We start from the raw sequence: 16885 nt of genomic DNA on the forward strand, positions 1-16885 counted from the left end.
TAGGATTTCGCAGGGCACAACCACTTGATAAGCAATTTGTTATCTAAAAAAGTATGATCCCAGCGGGATCACTTGAAGAAATATTAAAAAGCATCAAAATCCTGCTAATCAATAGATTAGCAGGATTTTTTGTTTTCTGAGTTACCCCAAATGTTCTATCTCCCACATTTGGCCAGATCTCCCCCCATCATTGTCACTTAACCCCGCATTCTTTCTTATTCATTGATCATAATTTTGTGCGGGAAAATAATTATCCTTCGGAAAACAAAATTTAGTCAAAATGAGAAAGCTGGTTTTATTTGCGCATATCTCCCTCGATGGTTTTGCTGGTGACATCAATGGTCATCTTGGTTTTTTATCTTATGATGGTGAGCTGCAACGCTTTGCGGATGAACTTGTCAATACAGTGGGGTCGCCTTTGTATGGTAAAAACACTTACCACTTGATGGAAGATTACTGGCCCACCGTATTAAATGATCCCAATGCAAGCGGGCAATTGCTTGAACATGCACGTTGGGTGCAGGAGATTCCGAAAAGGGTTTTTTCAACGACATTGACCAGCGCCGATTGGAACAACACCACATTGATCAAAGACAACATTGCGGAGGAGATTAACAAACTGAAACAGCAACCTGGCAAAGATCTGGTGATCTTCGGAAGTCCTGGCCTTGCGAAAAGTTTGATGAATCTTGGACTGATAGACGAGTTCAAACTCACCTTGCATCCCGTGATCTAAGGACAAGAGATCAGCCTATTTGATAGTGATGCACCAATGAGCAACTTGCAATTGCTTGAATCAAAAACCCTTGGTTCGGGCGTCGTAACATTGCATTACACAAAGCGATGAACTGCGGTAATGCACGAATCGAAAATCAGAATCAGAATCAGAAATCGCTGTAAAAGGTGATTTTTTTAGCATCCCCACAATCAGCCTCAATCAGCTAGGTTGAAGCAGCCTGACCATTCTTTCAAGTGCATCTTCACTATGCATCCACTCGCCGTTTTGCAAAGAAATCTTTGCCGCTTCCGCAGCTCTTTCCTGCATTTGTCTTTCGTACGCGGCGATGGCAGATTGTATGTCAAGGAAATGCGCGCTGCATAGACATTGGCTTAGTTCCAATGCATCAACCATCGCCATATTGGCGCCTTCACCGGCTGACGGTGGCATTACATGGGCAGCGTCGCCCAGCATGGTCAGGTTGGATTGTGCCTTCCAGCTTTGATCTGGCGGCATGCAATACAGCGGACGCGGGATGAAAGCCGTCATAGCATTTTCGAAGAGTTTGAACCAAATGCTGCTCCATTCGGGATAGGCTTTTCTGAACCAGCCAAGCACTTCCAAATTGTCAGCGTAATCTAAACCATTCGTTACCGCCCAACTTTCGTCAGTTTTGAAGCTGGCATAAAAGGTAAGATTTCCATCGCCTTTCAGCCCCATGAGCAGGTTTCTGCCTTTTCCAAAAGCCAATAATGCTCCGCTATTGAGGAGCTTACAGATTTCCGGCACCGCTTTTTCAGCATATTGAACATTGCCTTCGAGCATGGTTATGCCCGTGTAAAAAGGCTTCACATCGGTGATATATGAGCGGATTTTAGAACGCGCGCCGTCTGCTGCGATCACAATGTCGGCATAGGCGGAAGAGCCATTTTTAAAATGGAGCAACCAGCCTTCATTTTGTGCTTGCATTGACACAAATTGGCTGTCCCAAATAACCGTTTCGGGCTGTAAAGATTCCAGAAATATCTTCCGCAATTGACCTCTGTCAATCTCCGGACGAAAATGTTCATTGCCAAAATCCGCACGAGTTGCGGTTTCATGATCACTATAAAAAACCTCTGCGCGCGCATTGACAATGGTTTTCCGGTCGGCGCCTGGTCGGAAATGCTTCTTAAATTCTTCTAGCAAATGGGCTGCGCGCAAAGCGCTCAATCCCGAGCCTTCGTGCATGTCGAGCGGCGCGCCTTGCACGCGCGCATTTTTGTCAATGTCTCGTTCGTAAACTTTAACGTTAGCACCTTGAAGCTGCAAAAGACGAGTTAATGTGAGGCCGGCAGGACCACCGCCAACGACAGCAATTTGTTTATCTTGTATCAACATTTTTCTTTTATTATGGTGATACAAAACTCTGAATTTCGCTTCGAGCTGGCTTGTACAAATGCGACAAAATCGCGACTATACCCTGTTTGGATATTTCGATTTTCGCGCAAATGCAGCTGGCGTGGTGCCACTGTAACGTTTAAATTCCCTGCTTAAATGAGACTGGTCTGTATAGCCAAACTCATGTGCCAGCCCGGCAAGATTGGAAGTCGGATTGAGTAACAACGCATTCCTGACCTGCTCGAAACGCATCAATCCCGACACGTCTTTCACGGTCCGACCCGAGGTTTCTTTGAACTTTCTTTCCAACGTTCGGAGCGTCGCATGCGCCGCTTCTGCAACCCGACCGACCGGCATCGTGCCATTCGTTTTACTCAGAGCAGCACCAGCTTTCGAGAGCATTGGATCGGCCGAAGGCTTCAATCGCTCACTTGAAAAATATTGCGTTACAAGCGCCACCGCCTCGGTTATCTGGCCAGCATTGATGCAAGTGTCTAACGCATAATGCATTGATGCAATTGGATGTTCAAAAATGCGCACGCCGTCTTTGCCAGACTGCAATCCAAGCAAGTCGAAAACGGTCCAGGGAAAGCACCTGATTCCAATGATTTCAAAACGGTTTTTTGAGGAAAAGACAGCAGGCTTATCAAGTAAGCCTATTAAGAAAGGTGACGGCAATGCTTGAAAGCCTTCATTTTGAAGAACACTGCATCCGCTTCCAAAGTGAAAAATTATTTCAGCGGACCCGTCCGGCACAACTTCGAAAGTCGTTTCAGCTTCGCCGAAATCCTTTCGGTCATACCAAAAGCACTTTATCTTACCTGACAGCCCTTTTGGCGGCTCAAATTCCTGGTGCAGCATCTTGGAGGGGGCACTAATATCCTTTTACCTTCGAAAATCCTTTTACCGAAAAATAGTAAAGTCCGAGGGAAAATGGAATAAGAATGAGGACGTTACTGGTGACGAATTTGGACATGAGTGCCACGCATATGGCCACGATCCAAATGCTGAAATGATATTTTGCCCACGAAAGTTTGTCCATAACCAGAGCGGTTTAAGTGTTAACGTCATTATTTAAAATTAACAGATTTCAACATTTTTACCAAAAATAAAAACGCTTATAACTATTCCTCTCAGCCACCGACGAATTCCGTTCATCCCTAAAAATTTACCGAAGAATAACTCCGCGTATTTCAACAAGTAAATCGAGGTAACATTCTTCCTTTCAAGCCTAATAAGAAATTAGTTCCCGATGAAGGCGTTGCCGCATCGGTCCCATCACTCCTATAAAGTGGCATTAAGCCACGCGTTTCAGCTTTAATTAGCGGAAGTGAGCAATCACGTTCCATCAAAACCTCTATCAATAATTATCTAACATGAATCTGATTTCATTTCTTTTTGGCGTCCTGTTGTTATGCATGCCCCTTTTTCGTCAAGATTTTTTTGTAAAACATCCCTCCCTTTTGCCGCTTTATTTTGCGCTTTTTCCGATTGGCCTGATTGTGCTGCTTTGGTCGTTTTCTGCACAAAAGCTGGCCCGCCTGGCAGTCTTGGTCGGCGTGTGCGTCGTCATTGAAGCGGCCCTTGTTGGGAGCATTGCGTATATGGTTCACTTTCAAACATATAAACCGCTGTCAGACAATTACTATTATTGGGTGCGCGGGCAATATGGCTTCTTTAAAAACACCACGAACTTTGACAGTGATCTGTCGCGCTACGACCCTTACCTTGGCTATCGCTTTCGGCCCAACATTATCGGCAGCTTTGCAAATCCGGAATTTAATGTTGAAATCAAGACAAATTCCCTCGGTGTGCGCGATGACGAAGCAAGTCTGAACCATCCCTCCATTGTCGTTTTGGGAGATTCGCATGGCATGGGCTGGGGCGTGGAGCATCCAGACAGATTTTCAGAAGTGCTTGAAAAACAGCTTGATGTGAAAGTTTTGAACACCGCAATCACTTCTTATGGGACGCATCGGGAAACGAAGTTGCTGAGCAAGGCCAATCTGGATTCTTGCAAATTGCTGATCATTCAATATTGTGAAAATGATTTGGACGAAAACAAAGCCAACCTGAACAAGGCACAGAAGTCTGGCATTGATTCACTGGGTTTTGAGGCCGCTGAGAAACATAATATTATCAATAGGACTTACTTCCCATTCAAAGGCATTTTTCTGAGTCTGCGCTGGCTGATAACAATCGGCATTCAAAATGCCGTCAAACCGAGCCAGCCTATTAATAATCAACCCGTTGTTGCCAAATCAACTGTGCCGAAGCATGAGCACGCGGAGGCATTTTTCCCCTATTTGAACCGAATTCGCGAACGATATAAAGGCCCAATCGTTGTCTTCGATCTGGGCGTTTACAACTTTCCGATTGTGAAAGAATTTAAGGCATATCATGCAGTCAGGCCAGTCGCAAATGTCCATTTCGTTAATGTGCATCCTTTGCTCGGACAACGAGATTATTTCACCCTTGACGACCATATCAATGCAAATGGCCATGGTAAAATAGGCAATGCGCTGGCCGATTTAATTCGTAAAAATGGATGGTTGGAAAAACAGGATAACCGGCCCCTATTGGCAACAAGCCGTCCATAATATCTCATTCGCTCCCTAAAAGGCACATCTGACAAGCCGATTATTTCTTGCAATGCAAACCCGCGTTTGCATTCCAGGGCAAATAATGAGAAATTGCGCCCCCAATTTTTCGAATGATGACAAATCCCCTTTTTTGCGGCATCGATTTCGGCACTTCCAATTCCAGTCTGGCAGTTGCGAATGATGATGACGTATTTCTGATTCCGGTTGAAAACGACCAAAACACAATTCCCAGCGCCATGTTTTTTGCCAGGAAGGACAATGAGGCTTTCTTTGGCCGCCAGGCAATGGAGCGCTTTCTGGCGCGACAACCGGGAAGGTTAATGCGCAGTTTGAAGCGCGTGCTCGGCACCCCGGCCATGCGGCAGGGCACAATGGTGAACGGTGAGCTGATGAAATTTGACCAGATCATTGCAGCATTTTTAAATCAAATGAAGCGCAAGGCCGAGGCTGATTGCGGGGCCGAACTCAAACATGTTGTCATGGGTCGGCCGGTTCATTTCACAGACAATGATGCCGCTGCCGATCAGCGCGCTGAAAATGAGCTGATGGCCGTGGCTAAAAGTCTTGGATTTGAGCACGTTGGATTTCAATTCGAGCCCATTGCAGCCGCATTCGCGCATGAGGCAAGAGTCAATGGAGAAAAACTGGCGATGGTCGTTGATCTGGGCGGTGGCACATCCGATTTCACGATTATCCGGTTGTCAAAACAAAACGCCCGCAAAGCAGACAGAAGCAATGACATTCTGGCCAACACGGGTGTAAGGCTTGGTGGAAATGATTTCGATAAAGACCTGAGCCTCGCGGAAATGATGCCGGAACTCGGTTTTCGCACAAAATACGGTCATAAAAATCTGGAAGTGCCTTCCTATCATTATTTTGATCTTTCGGAATGGAGTAAGGTCAATTTTCTTTACACCAACAGGATTCTATTTCAAGCTAAACAATTGCTTCGCGAGACGCATGATCCTGTGCGTTACGGCAGGCTCATCAGCGTGCTCGAACAGGAAAGAGGCCACGCGGTGCTGGCAGAAACTGAAAAGATCAAGATTGGATTGGCTTCCAAAGAAAACTATGCGGCCGTCCTCGATTTCATCGATGAAGACTTGCGCATTGACGTCGCTCGCGAAGATTTCAACGCAGCAATTATAACAAAAACAGAACGGATCGTGCTGGCCGCCAAAGAATGTCTGCAAGTCGCCGGCATATCCGCAGAGGAAATCGGACTCGTGATCATGACGGGCGGCTCAACCGAAATCCCTCTGATCCAGCAACAATTCCGAACATTATTTCCAGCAGCCGATTGGTCAGAGGAAAACAAATTATCGAGCGTAGGCTTGGGCCTTGCTTACGACGCGCGCAATCGTTTTTCGTAATCAATTTCGGTAGGAAACGAACAGTCAACACAATCGTAAATCTACTAACATTGCATCCCTGCCTGGATTCTGGCTCGACTGTTTGATTTTTTTTAAACAGCCTTTATCATCTGGTCGAAAACGGCGCGCTGCTGCATCATGGATTTAACTTTATCGTCTGGGTTCGTGTGGCATTCGAGCAGAACCCAGCCTTTGTAATTCATTTTGCCAAGGTTGCTCAGCAGCTCTTTGTAAGGATAATCTGTGCGATCCAGCTCACGGACGTGGACGGTGTCGCCGAACCACTTTTTGACCATATCAAAATTGGCCTGAAAACCTTCTCCAATTAGATCTTCCTTATTGCAATTCCAGCAGATTTTCGCATTCGGATGATTGGCAGCTTCCATAATCTGCTTAATGTTAGGCAGTTCCTGCGTTTTCTCACCATGCACTTCCAGCCTGATCAGCTGCCCGAAATCTTTCGCATAAGCAGCCAATTCGTTCAATGCAGCACCGATCTGTGCCAGCGTTTTCTCCACCGGAACATCAGCATGCAGTCCATTCGGCTTCACTTTCACCCCCGAACCGCCCACATCGGCGCTTAACCGGATGAATTCTTTGGTCCGTTCAATGGACGCTTTTACTTTGGCCTGATCCGGATAATCATATTGCTGATTTGTGCCCAGCCCGATTAGCTCCACCGGACTGTCTGCAAACTTCTTCTTCACCTCAATGCGTTCTGCCTTAGTAAGTTCCGGCATTACTTTGTGTGCATGCTCAACACGCAGTTCGACGCCATTGATCTTCGTATCCGAGCAGTTTTTGATCAGAGTTGGCAAATCCCAATCTTTGCCCCACAAATAAGTGACAAACCCCAGCCTGAAATCCGCCTTCTTCCAGGACAAATCCGCGGCACCCGCTTGTCCGTAAACGAGCGAAGCGCCCGTGAGCAGGGACAACTCTTTCAGAAATGTCTTTCTATCCATTTGATTCATGGGATCTGATTTTTGGTTTGACAAAAAGATAAAGAAAGTTGGCGGAAAGTTCTACCTCAAAGTCGGCGCTCCCGAATGTTGCTTAAAAAGAATGCATGCTTGGAAAAAGCAATTTATTTGTCTAAAATACTTTTTGATTTGATACAAGGCCGATCCGAAAAAGAACATTGATCCCGATGCAAGCGAAGGAAATCCTGAAAACCCATATTGCCCAGTCCGCAAGCCTCACCGACGAGCAGTTTGACTATTTCTTCTCCCATTTTAAACCGCAATCCTACAAAAAAGGCCACACATTGATCGACGTCGGAAAGCCAGTTGACTATGAGTATTTCGTTGTTTCCGGCTGTCTGAAAGCCTTTTTCGTCAATGATGAAATCAAAACTTACATTCTGCAATTTGCAATGCCAACCTGGTGGACGTCTGATTATGCAGCGATGTATAACTACACAAACGCCACACTTTCAGTGGATTGCGTAACAGATGCAGATGTGCTGTGCTTATCCAGCCCCGACCGCGAAAAGCTTTGCAACGAAATACACCAGGTCGAACATTTCTTCCGCTGGCGCACCAACAGAGGTTATGTGGCTTCGCAAAAGCGACTTCTGTCATTCATGAACAATGATACAAAGGCTCGTTACGAAGAACTTTTGGCCCTGTATCCGCAGCTTTATAATCTTGTCCCCAAACACCTCATTGCCTCCTATTTAGGCGTGTCCCGCGAGACACTCAGCCGCCTCTACAACAATCACAGATAACGCTCGCATTATGTGATCTAGGTCACGTAATGACCTCATTAGAGCAGACTTACTTTGTGTCATCAAAAGATTATTTATTGATAACACAAACAGTCAAGATCATGCCATACGTAAAAATTGAGGTGACCCGGGAAGGCGTCACACGCGAACAAAAACAAGCCCTGATCTCCGGGGTTACCAATCTGCTTTCCGATGTTTTGGACAAAGATCCAAACCTGACTGTCGTCGTGATTCAGGAAATAGACCTGGACAACTGGGGCCAAGCGGGCGAACAGGTTTCTGTCCTGCGTGAAAAAGGAATTACAGCTACAAAAAGTAAAAACAACTAAAATTTAACAATCATGAAAACGCAAACCGTTATCGTAACCGGCGCTTCGACCGGCATAGGCAAAGCCATCGCAGCATTGTTTTTGGAACGTGGCTATAATGTTGTCATTAATGCCGCAAACGAAGTAAATTTAAATGCAACATTCGAAGAGCTTGGTAACCACGACCGGCTGGCCAAAGTTACGGGCGACATTGGCAAACCTGAAACCGGTCAGTTGCTTGTGGAAACTGCATTGGCGCGCTTTGGAGCAGTGGATGTTTTGGTCAATAATGCTGGAATTTTCGAGCCAAAGCCGTTTACAGACATCGATGAAAGTTATCTGGATCGTTTCCTTAACATTAATTTGAAAGGCACTTTCTTTACAAGTCAGGCGGCTGTGAAGCAAATGCTGAAACAAGGCGAAGGTTCTATCATTAACATTGGCACTGTGCTCGTGGATCACGCAATTGGTGGATTTCCGGCGACGGCTCCCGTTGCGAGCAAAGCAGCCATTCATGCGCTGACAAAACAGCTTGCAACAGAATTTGGTAAAAATAACATTCGCGTCAATGGCATTGCGCCAGGAATTATTCGCAGTCCATTGCAAGCGAAAAATGGCATTTCGAATGCGGATAGCCTTGCTGCGCTGCACTTGGTGGATCGCATCGGCGAGACCAGTGACGTTGCTGAACTGGCGCTTTATCTTGCAGGAAGTAACTTTGTAACGGGCGAGATCATCAATCTGGATGGCGGGCACGTTGCGGGACATCATTTGGTTTAGGTAAGCAATTGCAAATATAAAACGGCTGAAAAAATGAGACATCAAACAAAAATAACCGAGCTGCTGGGGATCAAATATCCGATCCTGCAAGGTCCGATGGGCGGAGGTTTTTCAACGCCTGAGTTGCTTGCTGCGGTGTCCAATGCAGGCGGATTAGGCAGTTTTGGCGCTTATGGACTCACTCCCGAGCAAATTCTGGCGCTTGGTCAGGACCTTAGGTCGAAAACGGATAAGCCTTATAACATTAATCTATGGGTTTCGGATGTGGATGAAAGTCTGAAAAATTATTCCGCCGAAAAACTGGAAAAGGTGAAGCAGCTTTACAAGCCTTACTTTGATGAACTCGGCATTCCCGTTCCCGAGCCGAACACAAACATTCCTTCCAAATTTGAGAAACAGGTGGAAGCAGTTTTTGAAGTTCGCCCGGCGGTTTTCAGCTTTATATTTGGCGCACCATCCAAAGAAATACTAAACGAAGCGCGCCGACTTGGCATTAAAACAGTCGGCGCTGCCACCACATTAGACGAAGGACTGGCGCTCGAAGCGGCCGGAGTTGACGCCATTGTCGCTTCCGGATTCGAAGCAGGCGGGCACCGTCCTTCATTCCTCCAACCGGCCGATCAATCCTTAATAGGCGCATTTGCCCTTGTTCAGCAATTGAAAGCGAAGGTCAAAACGCCCATTATCGCGGCAGGCGGCATTGCCGATGGCCAGGGAATCAAAGCCGCACTGACACTTGGCGCTGATGCCGCGCAACTTGGGACGGCGTTTCTGATCGCCGAAGAATCGAATGCCACGCCCGCCCACCGGGCCATGCTGCTCTCAGACGAAGCGCGATACACCGTCCTGTCCAAATCTCTAACCGGCCGCATGGGCCGGATGATCCGCAACCGCATTGCCGACGAGATAAGTTACCAAACCGAGGTTTTTCCGTTCCCTATGCAATCGCAGTTTATGGGACAATTGCGTGAAGCCGCTCAGGCGCAAGGCAGAACCGATCTGAATATTTTTTGGTCTGGGCAAAACGCGGTCTGCATAAAACCCGGAAAAGCCGCCGATCTGATGCAATCGCTGATCGATGAAGCATTTAACGAATTGCCTGATTACGCCGGTCACACATTGGGTTAAGATCTGCGGCATATTGAACAAAAATTTAACATTGAGCAGAAAAAGAATCTGGATGGAATTTCTACATTTACGGAATGCGGCTTTCTCCGCAGTTAGTCATGTAAAAACAATCTAATCCTTATTCAAATGAAAGTGAAGTATTTTTTCCTCGCGATTTTCGCATTGACCATGTTTTCGGTGCAGGCGCACAATTTTTTAAAGGCTGGTGACCTGGCTGGAAGCTGGAAATACACCGTCTCCAATGTTCCGCCTGAATACGAAACCGGCGTAATGACTTTTGAACAAAAAGACGATAAATGGTCCGGAACGCTTGGATCAACAGACAAAATGGAAATGAAAGAACTGGTGGTTGACCAGGGAAAAATCACTTTCAAGCTGGATTTTCAAGGCGGTTTGCTGAATGTAACTTTGGCTCAGGACGGCGATTCGCTGAAAGGAACCATTGTTTCGCAAGACGGCGAATTCCCAATCACAGCTGTGAAAGAAGTCGCGAAATAGGTTTTTTTAAAACAAATAGCAAGCACTGGCCGAAGCTCAAACCTTCGACCAGTGCTTTTTTTATTTACAAAATGCCTGGATCAAATTATTGCTCATTTTCACCGCTTATCTTTGCAGCTTTATAAAGAAAGTTAATTTAATAATACATTGAGAAAGCGACTGAGAAAGCATGCGCGGATGGCGCGTTATGTGATTTACAAAGAAACCCTGATCGATTTCAGCGATCATTTCTGGACATTCGTCGGATCTTTTTTAGGCATTGCATTGATTGGTTTTATCAACAGTTCCCGGTTTACACAATCGGACAACGTTTTTTTAATCGGCTCATTCGGAGCATCTTCTGTCCTGATTTACGGCATAGTTAACAGTCCGCTCGCGCAGCCGCGCAACCTCATAGGCGGCCATTTGATATGCGCGCTGGTGGGCGTCACCATTCACAAGCTCTTCCCCGGCGAGCTGTGGCTCTCGTCAGCATTGGCCGTTTCCATTTCCATCGTGTGCATGCAGATTACCAAAACACTTCATCCGCCAGGCGGAGCCACCGCGCTCATCGCAAACATTGGTTCCGAAAAAATCACATCGCTTGGCTATTTTTATGTGCTGAGTCCGGTGCTGAGCGGTGTTTTAATTTTGCTGCTCGTTGCGTTAGTCGTGAATAATCGGGCGGCACACCGGCATTACCCCAAGAATAAAAACTGGTATAAAGTCTGGCAGCGGAGATATCGCTAGGCGGAAATTTGCATTAAATTTTGGCGCGTTCTAAGTTAACGGTAAGTGCTAAGCACCACGAATGCCATAATTTTGAAGACGCTTAAATCACTCTCAACCTCCTGTATGAAAATTAGTATCATTGCATTGCTTTCTTTTTTTACAACCTCCCTATTTGCACAATCCCCTAAAATTGACAGTCTCGAAAATGCCCTTAAACAAGCATCGGAAGACACAACAAAAGTCAACCTGATGGTGGACATTGGCATTGAATACTGGTCGAATGACCCTGCTAAGACATTGACTTACAACGATCAAGCCCTCGCATTAGCCAAGAAAATCAAATACAGACGAGGCGAGGCAAAAAGCTATCAGGGCATCGGGATTTATTATTGGCAAAAAAACGAATATCCCAAAGCAAAGGCCTTTTACGAGCAGAGCAAAAGCATTTACAAAGAATTAGGGGATCAGGTGGGATATGGCAGGGCGCTCACAAACATTGGAATGATCCATGGCGAACAGGGAAATTACGGCCTCGCACTCGACAATTATCAGCAATCGCTGGCCATATTCAAAGCGTTGGGCGACAAAAAACGGATGGCGAACAACATTAACAGCATTGGTAATGTGCATAAAAATCAAAAGAATTTTGAGGAAGCATTAACCTCCTACAAGCAGGCAATGGGCATTTGGACCGCGCTCGGAGACCAGAAATCGACTGCGGGATCATTGATTAACATTGCCAGCATTTACACAAAACAAAAAAAATACGACGCAGCCATCAGCAGTGGCAACCGGGCGCTGGCCATTTTCGAAAGTTTCAAGGACAGCAATGGACAGATCATTTGTCTGAACAATCTGGGCGAGATTTATTTACAAAAACAGAACTATGAAGAAGCAAAGCTGCGGTACGAAAAAGCACTGACCATCAACGAGCAATTCCAGAGCAAACGCCTTATGGTGACTTCGTATAACGGCCTGGGTCAGGTTTACACGCAACTTCATTTGCAGAATAAGGCCATCGAAAATTTTGAAAAAGCAAAAACGCTTGCACTCGAAATAGGCACCAGGCCGGCGTTGCAGCAGTCTTATCAAGGTCTGGCAACAGTTTACGGCGACCGCAGGGATTTCGCCAATGCCTATCATTTCCAGCAACTTGCGAGCACGCTGAAAGATTCGATTTTTAATGCAGAGAATGCTGCCAAGATCATGAACCTGCGCGTGCATTATGAGAGTGAAAACAAGCAGCACGAGATTGAACTGCTTCAACATGAGAAAGATCTGGGTTATGCGCACAGGAATATGCTGGCAATCGCGCTGGTCTGCGGATTGGGAATTTTGGGTCTTGCATTTAACCGGCAGCGTTCCAAAGTGCGTTCAGATCGTGAGTTGCATGCTGCGCAGCGTGCATTGGCGCAAATTGAATTGCAAAATCGCCTCGAAAAAGAGCAGCAGCTGATCACCGAGCTCGAATTCCGAAACAAGGCATTGACGACGCACACATTGAACTTGATTCAAAAAAACAGCATCCTGGAAGATATCCGGCAGACGATTTCACTTGCATTGAAAACCCGCACAGCAGAGGAACATTCTCCACTTTTCAGCCGCCTTGTCAATCTGATCGATTACAGTTTTAGTTTGGATAAGGATTGGGATGAGTTCAAAATGTATTTCGAAGGCGTGCACAAGGACTTCTTTACAAAACTGAAAAAAGAATATCCGGACCTGAGCAGTGGAGAGCTCCGCTTAGCCGCGTTGATCCGCCTTAACCTGAACCTGAAAGAGTCGGCAACTTTGCTAAACATTGCGCCTGACAGCGTTAAAACGGCAAGACATCGTCTCCGCAAAAAACTCAACCTGCCCGAAGAGAGCAATTTGACAGATTATCTGATGACGATCTAAAAAAGACGCGTTGGGCCGTTAATATGTCCAAAAACGCGCCTTGGAATAAAATAAATGAAGGTGTGTTACTTTTTGTATACCTAAAAAAATAGGACGAAAGCCGCAACGCCCATAAGTTTGGCTTATGTTTTACTCTCACAATTTTCGCCAGCAGCCATGAACAATCGCGACATGCTTATCATTAAAAATTCTTGGAGTCAGGTCATTGCCCAGCCTGATAATCCGGGTGAAGTTTTTTATAAACAACTTTTTACAACAGCGCCGTATCTGATCCCCATGTTCAAATCAGATATGGAAAATCAGCATTCCAAATTCAGCGCCATGATCACTTATATGGTCATGCATTTGCAAACGATTGATGACATTCAATCAGAAATAGAGGCAATGGGAAAACGCCACGTGCACTATGGAGTCGAACCTGAGCATTATGCACTGGTTGGGAAAGTGTTGATTACCACGCTCAAAACCATTCTGGACGAAGCGTGGAATGCAGAAACAGAGGACGCCTGGACAAGATTGTACGCCCTTTGGTCAACCTCCATGATCAAGGCCGCAGCCGAACTGACTTAGCTTTGAGGCTTTGTTGAAAACGAAATTGCTGAATGTTAACAGGTGCGACGTCAGTTAACATGCACGAGCCGACAAATAAAAAGGGATTGAAATAGCATGAAGCTGCATTTCAATCCCTTTTTATTTGAGCAAAAAACAATTTGCCAAACAACTGCTTGTCTTATTTAAGCAAGTGCGCCTGCAAAGCTGTTTCTTCCTACTGCTTTATTAACCGGGCAAAAGCCAGACGTTGCTCTCGAAATCAGCATTCCGCCAACGATAGAAAGTCCTTTGCCAAGCATTGTATCTTTTCTTTTCAATCCGTACAAAGTCAGCACGATGCCGGCAATGCCAGAAATAATTCGTTCCGAGTTGCCCACATTCTGGTTTTCAATAACCGTATCCGTAGCGCCTTGCACCTTCTCTTTAATTTTTTCGATCGTAGGTTCCATATTCATAACATTGGTATTAATTATATGTGATTTTGATGGTCGTGATAAATAATCATACCAAACGTGCAGGGAATGTTGTCTTAATTAAATCATGCACAGCCCTGTGACAAGGCTGACAACACGAAAATTCCCTCAACAAATTTGCGTAGTTAAATAACTACACATATATTCGTAGCCAAATGACTACGGGTTGAGAAAATTGAGAGAAAGATGAATTTGAGACGAGATGTATTTCAGGCGATTGCGGACCCTACGCGGAGGGCGATTCTCTTGCTGGTTACTTCGCAGGCCATGACGGCGGGCGCTATTGCTGCGAATTTTGACACGGCCCGGCCGACGGTTTCCAAACATTTACAAATACTTACGGAATGTGAACTGCTTGGACAACAGCAAAACGGCAGGGAGATTTATTACCATATCAACGCGAAGAAAATGAAAGAGGTGGCGGATTTTATCGAGCCGTTCCGCAACATGTGGGATGACCGTTTCAATAAATTGGAAGCAATTATGAAGCAATACAAACCCGAAAAATAGAACCCGATGGAGAGAAAAACCAAAATCGATGCCGAAAATGGCAAGCAGGACTTGGTGATTACCAGAGAATTTGACCTGCCCTTGGAGCTGCTTTTCAAGGCTTACATTGACCCCGAGATCATTGCGCAATGGATGGGGACAAAAGTGCTGAAACTCGAAAACCGAAAGCACGGCAGTTACCAGTTCGAGACGTCCGATCCGCAGGGGAATGTTGTGTTTCTGGCAAATGGTGTGTATGCCGAGTTTGTTGAAAACCAGAAGATTACCCGAACATTCGAAATGGAAAACACCCCTTTTCCTATTCAGCTCGAATTCCTGGAATTTGAAAAAATCACCGATGACACAAGCAAACTGACCATGCAAATCATCTATAAATCGCCCTCCGACCGGGATCAAATGCTGCAACTGCCTTTCGCACAAGGAATCAATATGGCACACAACCGCATTCAAGAGATTTTGGGAAACATAAAATAAACGATCATGACAAAGCGAAACAAAATCATTTATTGGATTGCGACGATCTGGCTGGCATTGGGAATGACGTCAACGGGGATTGTGCAGCTCATCAAAATGGACGAAGAAGTGGCCATGATGACGCGGCTAGGCTATCCGCTTTATTTTCTGACCATCATTGGTGTCTGGAAAATCCTTGGCGTCATCGTTATACTGATCCCCAAATTTGCTTTACTGAAAGAATGGACTTACGCGGGATTTTTCTTCGCCATGACGGGCGCCATTTTCTCCCATCTGGCCACTGGTGACGACGCCAAAGCGCTTTTCGGGCCGTCGTTGCTGCTCGTCCTGACCATTGTTTCCTGGTATTTCAGGCCAGAAACGCGCAAACTAAATGTTACAACTTCTTTCTAAACACATTGAAAATAACAAAGACATCATGAGCAAAAACAAAGGCAAGCTATCCTCCGAGCAAAGCGAAGAGCTTCTTAAAACATTGAAAACACGCTTTGAGAAAAATATGAGCCGCCACAAAGGTTTGGAATGGGACAAAGTGCAGGCGAAGCTAGAAGCAGATTCAGACAAACTATGGACTTTGGATGAGATGGAAGTAACTGGTGGCGAGCCAGATGTGGTTGGTTATGATGCAAAAAGCAATGAATTTATTTTCTTCGACTGTGCACCCGAAAGCCCAAAAGACCGCAGAAGTTTTTGCTATGACCACACTGCATTAGAAGCGCGAAAAGCCAACAAGCCTGCAAACAGCGCAATGCACAAAGCCGAGGAAATGGGCATTGAGCTCTTGACCGAAGACGAATATCAGGAATTGCAGCAACTTGGAAATTTTGATTTGAAAACGTCCAGTTGGTTGAAAACGCCTGCCGATGTCAGGAAATCCGGCGGTGCGATCTTTGGTGATCGTCGTTTCGGGCGCGTGTTCATTTACCACAATGGAGCCGATTCTTATTATGCCGCAAGAGGTTTTCGCGGTTCACTAAGGGTTTGATTTGGTAACATTTTCTTTATCGAATCACCTTAACTCCGCGACCATTTCTTCCCATTCGTAAATTTTTACTTTATCAGCCGGTTTCTTTGCTGCTGCGATCATTGCCTTGGCAATGTCTTTTCCCTCAATGCCCCGGTATTTTTTCAAACCACCGAGGAGCAGCGGATTGATAACAGAGAAAATATTGATGAATGTCTTTTCCATCGACCGGCTTTCCTTGCGATTGCCCATGATCATCGATGGCCTGAAAATATGCGTGTGGGGCAGATCAAGCGCGATAATGTCACGTTCCGTTTCGCCTTTTGTCCGGATATAAAAAATACTGGAATCAGGATTAGGACCCACAGCAGACACCAGAAACACAGATTTCGCTCCCCTTTCTTTGCCAATTTGCGCAGCTAAAACAGGATAATCGTGATCAACCTGATAATACATTTTCTCATCCGGCGTATTCTTTTTTGTCGTTCCAAGCGCTATAAAAACTTCATCCGCAACGATTTCATTTTTCAATGCAGGCAAGGATTGATAGTCGCCGATCAGCGTTTTGAGTTTTGGATGAGACACATTCAGGTTTTTCCTGACCACAATTGTGACCTGTGCATAATCAGGATCATTCAGCAGACCTTCGAGCAAATAAGCGCCGACGAAGCCGCTTGCTCCAAACAAAATGGCTTTTTTCCCTTGCATATCGAGCTCTTTTAAATGTTGATAATCAAATTGATAAACTGCAATATACAAATCATGCCGCTTGTTTGGCTTGCAGC

At 45.6% G+C, this 16885-nt stretch carries 21 protein-coding genes; 15 read left to right on the plus strand and 6 right to left on the minus strand.

The genetic code is table 11. The features are described from left to right. The first annotated feature begins 280 nt into the window (after positions 1-280). On the plus strand, positions 281-736 hold the full coding sequence (locus LZG73_RS06360; protein WP_233846973.1) for a dihydrofolate reductase family protein: 456 nt from the start codon (positions 281-283) through the stop codon (positions 734-736). Positions 737-937: 201 nt separating this feature from the next. Here the strand turns inward: LZG73_RS06360 and LZG73_RS06365 are convergent, their stop codons facing one another. The 3 genes from LZG73_RS06365 to LZG73_RS06375 all read right to left on the minus strand — a co-directional run bounded on the left by LZG73_RS06365 (position 938) and on the right by LZG73_RS06375 (position 3140). Then, positions 938-2098 carry an NAD(P)/FAD-dependent oxidoreductase gene (locus tag LZG73_RS06365; RefSeq protein WP_233846974.1) on the minus strand — a complete coding sequence of 387 codons (1161 nt, stop codon included), beginning with the start codon at positions 2096-2098 and terminating at the stop codon, positions 938-940. 75 nt (positions 2099-2173) lie between these two features. Further along, complete coding sequence (locus tag LZG73_RS06370; protein ID WP_233846975.1) at positions 2174-2959, minus strand: helix-turn-helix domain-containing protein; 786 nt, start codon at positions 2957-2959, stop codon at positions 2174-2176. A gap of 13 nt (positions 2960-2972) precedes the next feature. Then, positions 2973-3140, minus strand: coding sequence for a hypothetical protein (locus tag LZG73_RS06375; RefSeq protein ID WP_233846976.1), 168 nt, complete (start codon positions 3138-3140; stop codon positions 2973-2975). 334 nt (positions 3141-3474) lie between these two features. Here LZG73_RS06375 and LZG73_RS06380 point away from each other — a divergent pair, with 334 nt between their 5' ends. Then, positions 3475-4698 (plus strand): hypothetical protein, encoded by a 1224-nt coding sequence (locus tag LZG73_RS06380; protein WP_233846977.1) that lies wholly within the window; start codon positions 3475-3477, stop codon positions 4696-4698. Between the two features lie 116 nt (positions 4699-4814). Beyond that, positions 4815-6074, plus strand: a complete 1260-nt coding sequence (locus LZG73_RS06385; RefSeq protein ID WP_233847546.1) for an Hsp70 family protein — start codon at positions 4815-4817, stop codon at positions 6072-6074. A gap of 92 nt (positions 6075-6166) precedes the next feature. Here the strand turns inward: LZG73_RS06385 and LZG73_RS06390 are convergent, their stop codons facing one another. Further along, positions 6167-7048 (minus strand): sugar phosphate isomerase/epimerase, encoded by an 882-nt coding sequence (locus LZG73_RS06390; RefSeq protein ID WP_233846978.1) that lies wholly within the window; start codon positions 7046-7048, stop codon positions 6167-6169. 176 nt (positions 7049-7224) lie between these two features. On the opposite strand from LZG73_RS06390, the gene LZG73_RS06395 reads away from it, so the two are divergent. From LZG73_RS06395 to LZG73_RS06430, 8 genes are all read left to right on the plus strand, one after another. Further along, on the plus strand, positions 7225-7803 hold the full coding sequence (locus tag LZG73_RS06395; RefSeq protein ID WP_233846980.1) for a Crp/Fnr family transcriptional regulator: 579 nt from the start codon (positions 7225-7227) through the stop codon (positions 7801-7803). 101 nt (positions 7804-7904) lie between these two features. Then, a complete protein-coding gene (locus tag LZG73_RS06400; RefSeq protein WP_409014312.1) occupies positions 7905-8132 on the plus strand; it encodes a tautomerase family protein in 228 nt (75 codons plus the stop codon). A gap of 12 nt (positions 8133-8144) precedes the next feature. Further along, entirely contained in the window at positions 8145-8891 is a 747-nt protein-coding gene (locus LZG73_RS06405) for an SDR family NAD(P)-dependent oxidoreductase (protein ID WP_233846982.1), read from the plus strand. Positions 8892-8924: 33 nt separating this feature from the next. Beyond that, positions 8925-10019: a nitronate monooxygenase family protein gene (locus LZG73_RS06410; protein WP_233846983.1), complete on the plus strand. Its 1095-nt coding sequence runs from the start codon at positions 8925-8927 to the stop codon at positions 10017-10019. A 126-nt stretch (positions 10020-10145) separates the two neighbouring features. Then, on the plus strand, positions 10146-10517 hold the full coding sequence (locus LZG73_RS06415) for a hypothetical protein (protein ID WP_233846984.1): 372 nt from the start codon (positions 10146-10148) through the stop codon (positions 10515-10517). A gap of 177 nt (positions 10518-10694) precedes the next feature. Further along, positions 10695-11246: an HPP family protein gene (locus tag LZG73_RS06420; RefSeq protein WP_233847548.1), complete on the plus strand. Its 552-nt coding sequence runs from the start codon at positions 10695-10697 to the stop codon at positions 11244-11246. Between the two features lie 105 nt (positions 11247-11351). After that, positions 11352-13127 (plus strand): tetratricopeptide repeat protein, encoded by a 1776-nt coding sequence (locus LZG73_RS06425; RefSeq protein WP_233846985.1) that lies wholly within the window; start codon positions 11352-11354, stop codon positions 13125-13127. A 156-nt stretch (positions 13128-13283) separates the two neighbouring features. Then, positions 13284-13697: a globin domain-containing protein gene (locus LZG73_RS06430; protein WP_233846986.1), complete on the plus strand. Its 414-nt coding sequence runs from the start codon at positions 13284-13286 to the stop codon at positions 13695-13697. 164 nt (positions 13698-13861) lie between these two features. On the opposite strand, the gene LZG73_RS06435 is transcribed toward LZG73_RS06430, so the two are convergent. Next, positions 13862-14134, minus strand: a complete 273-nt coding sequence (locus LZG73_RS06435; RefSeq protein WP_233846988.1) for a DUF2892 domain-containing protein — start codon at positions 14132-14134, stop codon at positions 13862-13864. A gap of 204 nt (positions 14135-14338) precedes the next feature. On the opposite strand from LZG73_RS06435, the gene LZG73_RS06440 reads away from it, so the two are divergent. Genes LZG73_RS06440 through LZG73_RS06455 form a run of 4 tightly spaced genes read left to right on the plus strand, consistent with a single transcriptional unit; the run spans position 14339 to position 16121 of the window. After that, positions 14339-14662 (plus strand): helix-turn-helix transcriptional regulator, encoded by a 324-nt coding sequence (locus tag LZG73_RS06440; protein ID WP_233846989.1) that lies wholly within the window; start codon positions 14339-14341, stop codon positions 14660-14662. Between the two features lie 6 nt (positions 14663-14668). Beyond that, entirely contained in the window at positions 14669-15136 is a 468-nt protein-coding gene (locus LZG73_RS06445; protein ID WP_233846991.1) for an SRPBCC domain-containing protein, read from the plus strand. Positions 15137-15142: 6 nt separating this feature from the next. Continuing rightward, entirely contained in the window at positions 15143-15529 is a 387-nt protein-coding gene (locus LZG73_RS06450) for a DoxX family protein (RefSeq protein WP_233846993.1), read from the plus strand. A gap of 25 nt (positions 15530-15554) precedes the next feature. Then, positions 15555-16121 (plus strand): DUF4256 domain-containing protein, encoded by a 567-nt coding sequence (locus LZG73_RS06455; protein WP_233847550.1) that lies wholly within the window; start codon positions 15555-15557, stop codon positions 16119-16121. Positions 16122-16145: 24 nt separating this feature from the next. On the opposite strand, the gene LZG73_RS06460 is transcribed toward LZG73_RS06455, so the two are convergent. Next, on the minus strand, positions 16146-16808 hold the full coding sequence (locus LZG73_RS06460) for an NAD(P)H-binding protein (RefSeq protein WP_233846995.1): 663 nt from the start codon (positions 16806-16808) through the stop codon (positions 16146-16148). Positions 16809-16885: the final 77 nt, after the last annotated feature.

It is taken from the genome of Dyadobacter sp. CY326, assembly GCF_021390515.1.
Taxonomy (GTDB): domain Bacteria; phylum Bacteroidota; class Bacteroidia; order Cytophagales; family Spirosomataceae; genus Dyadobacter.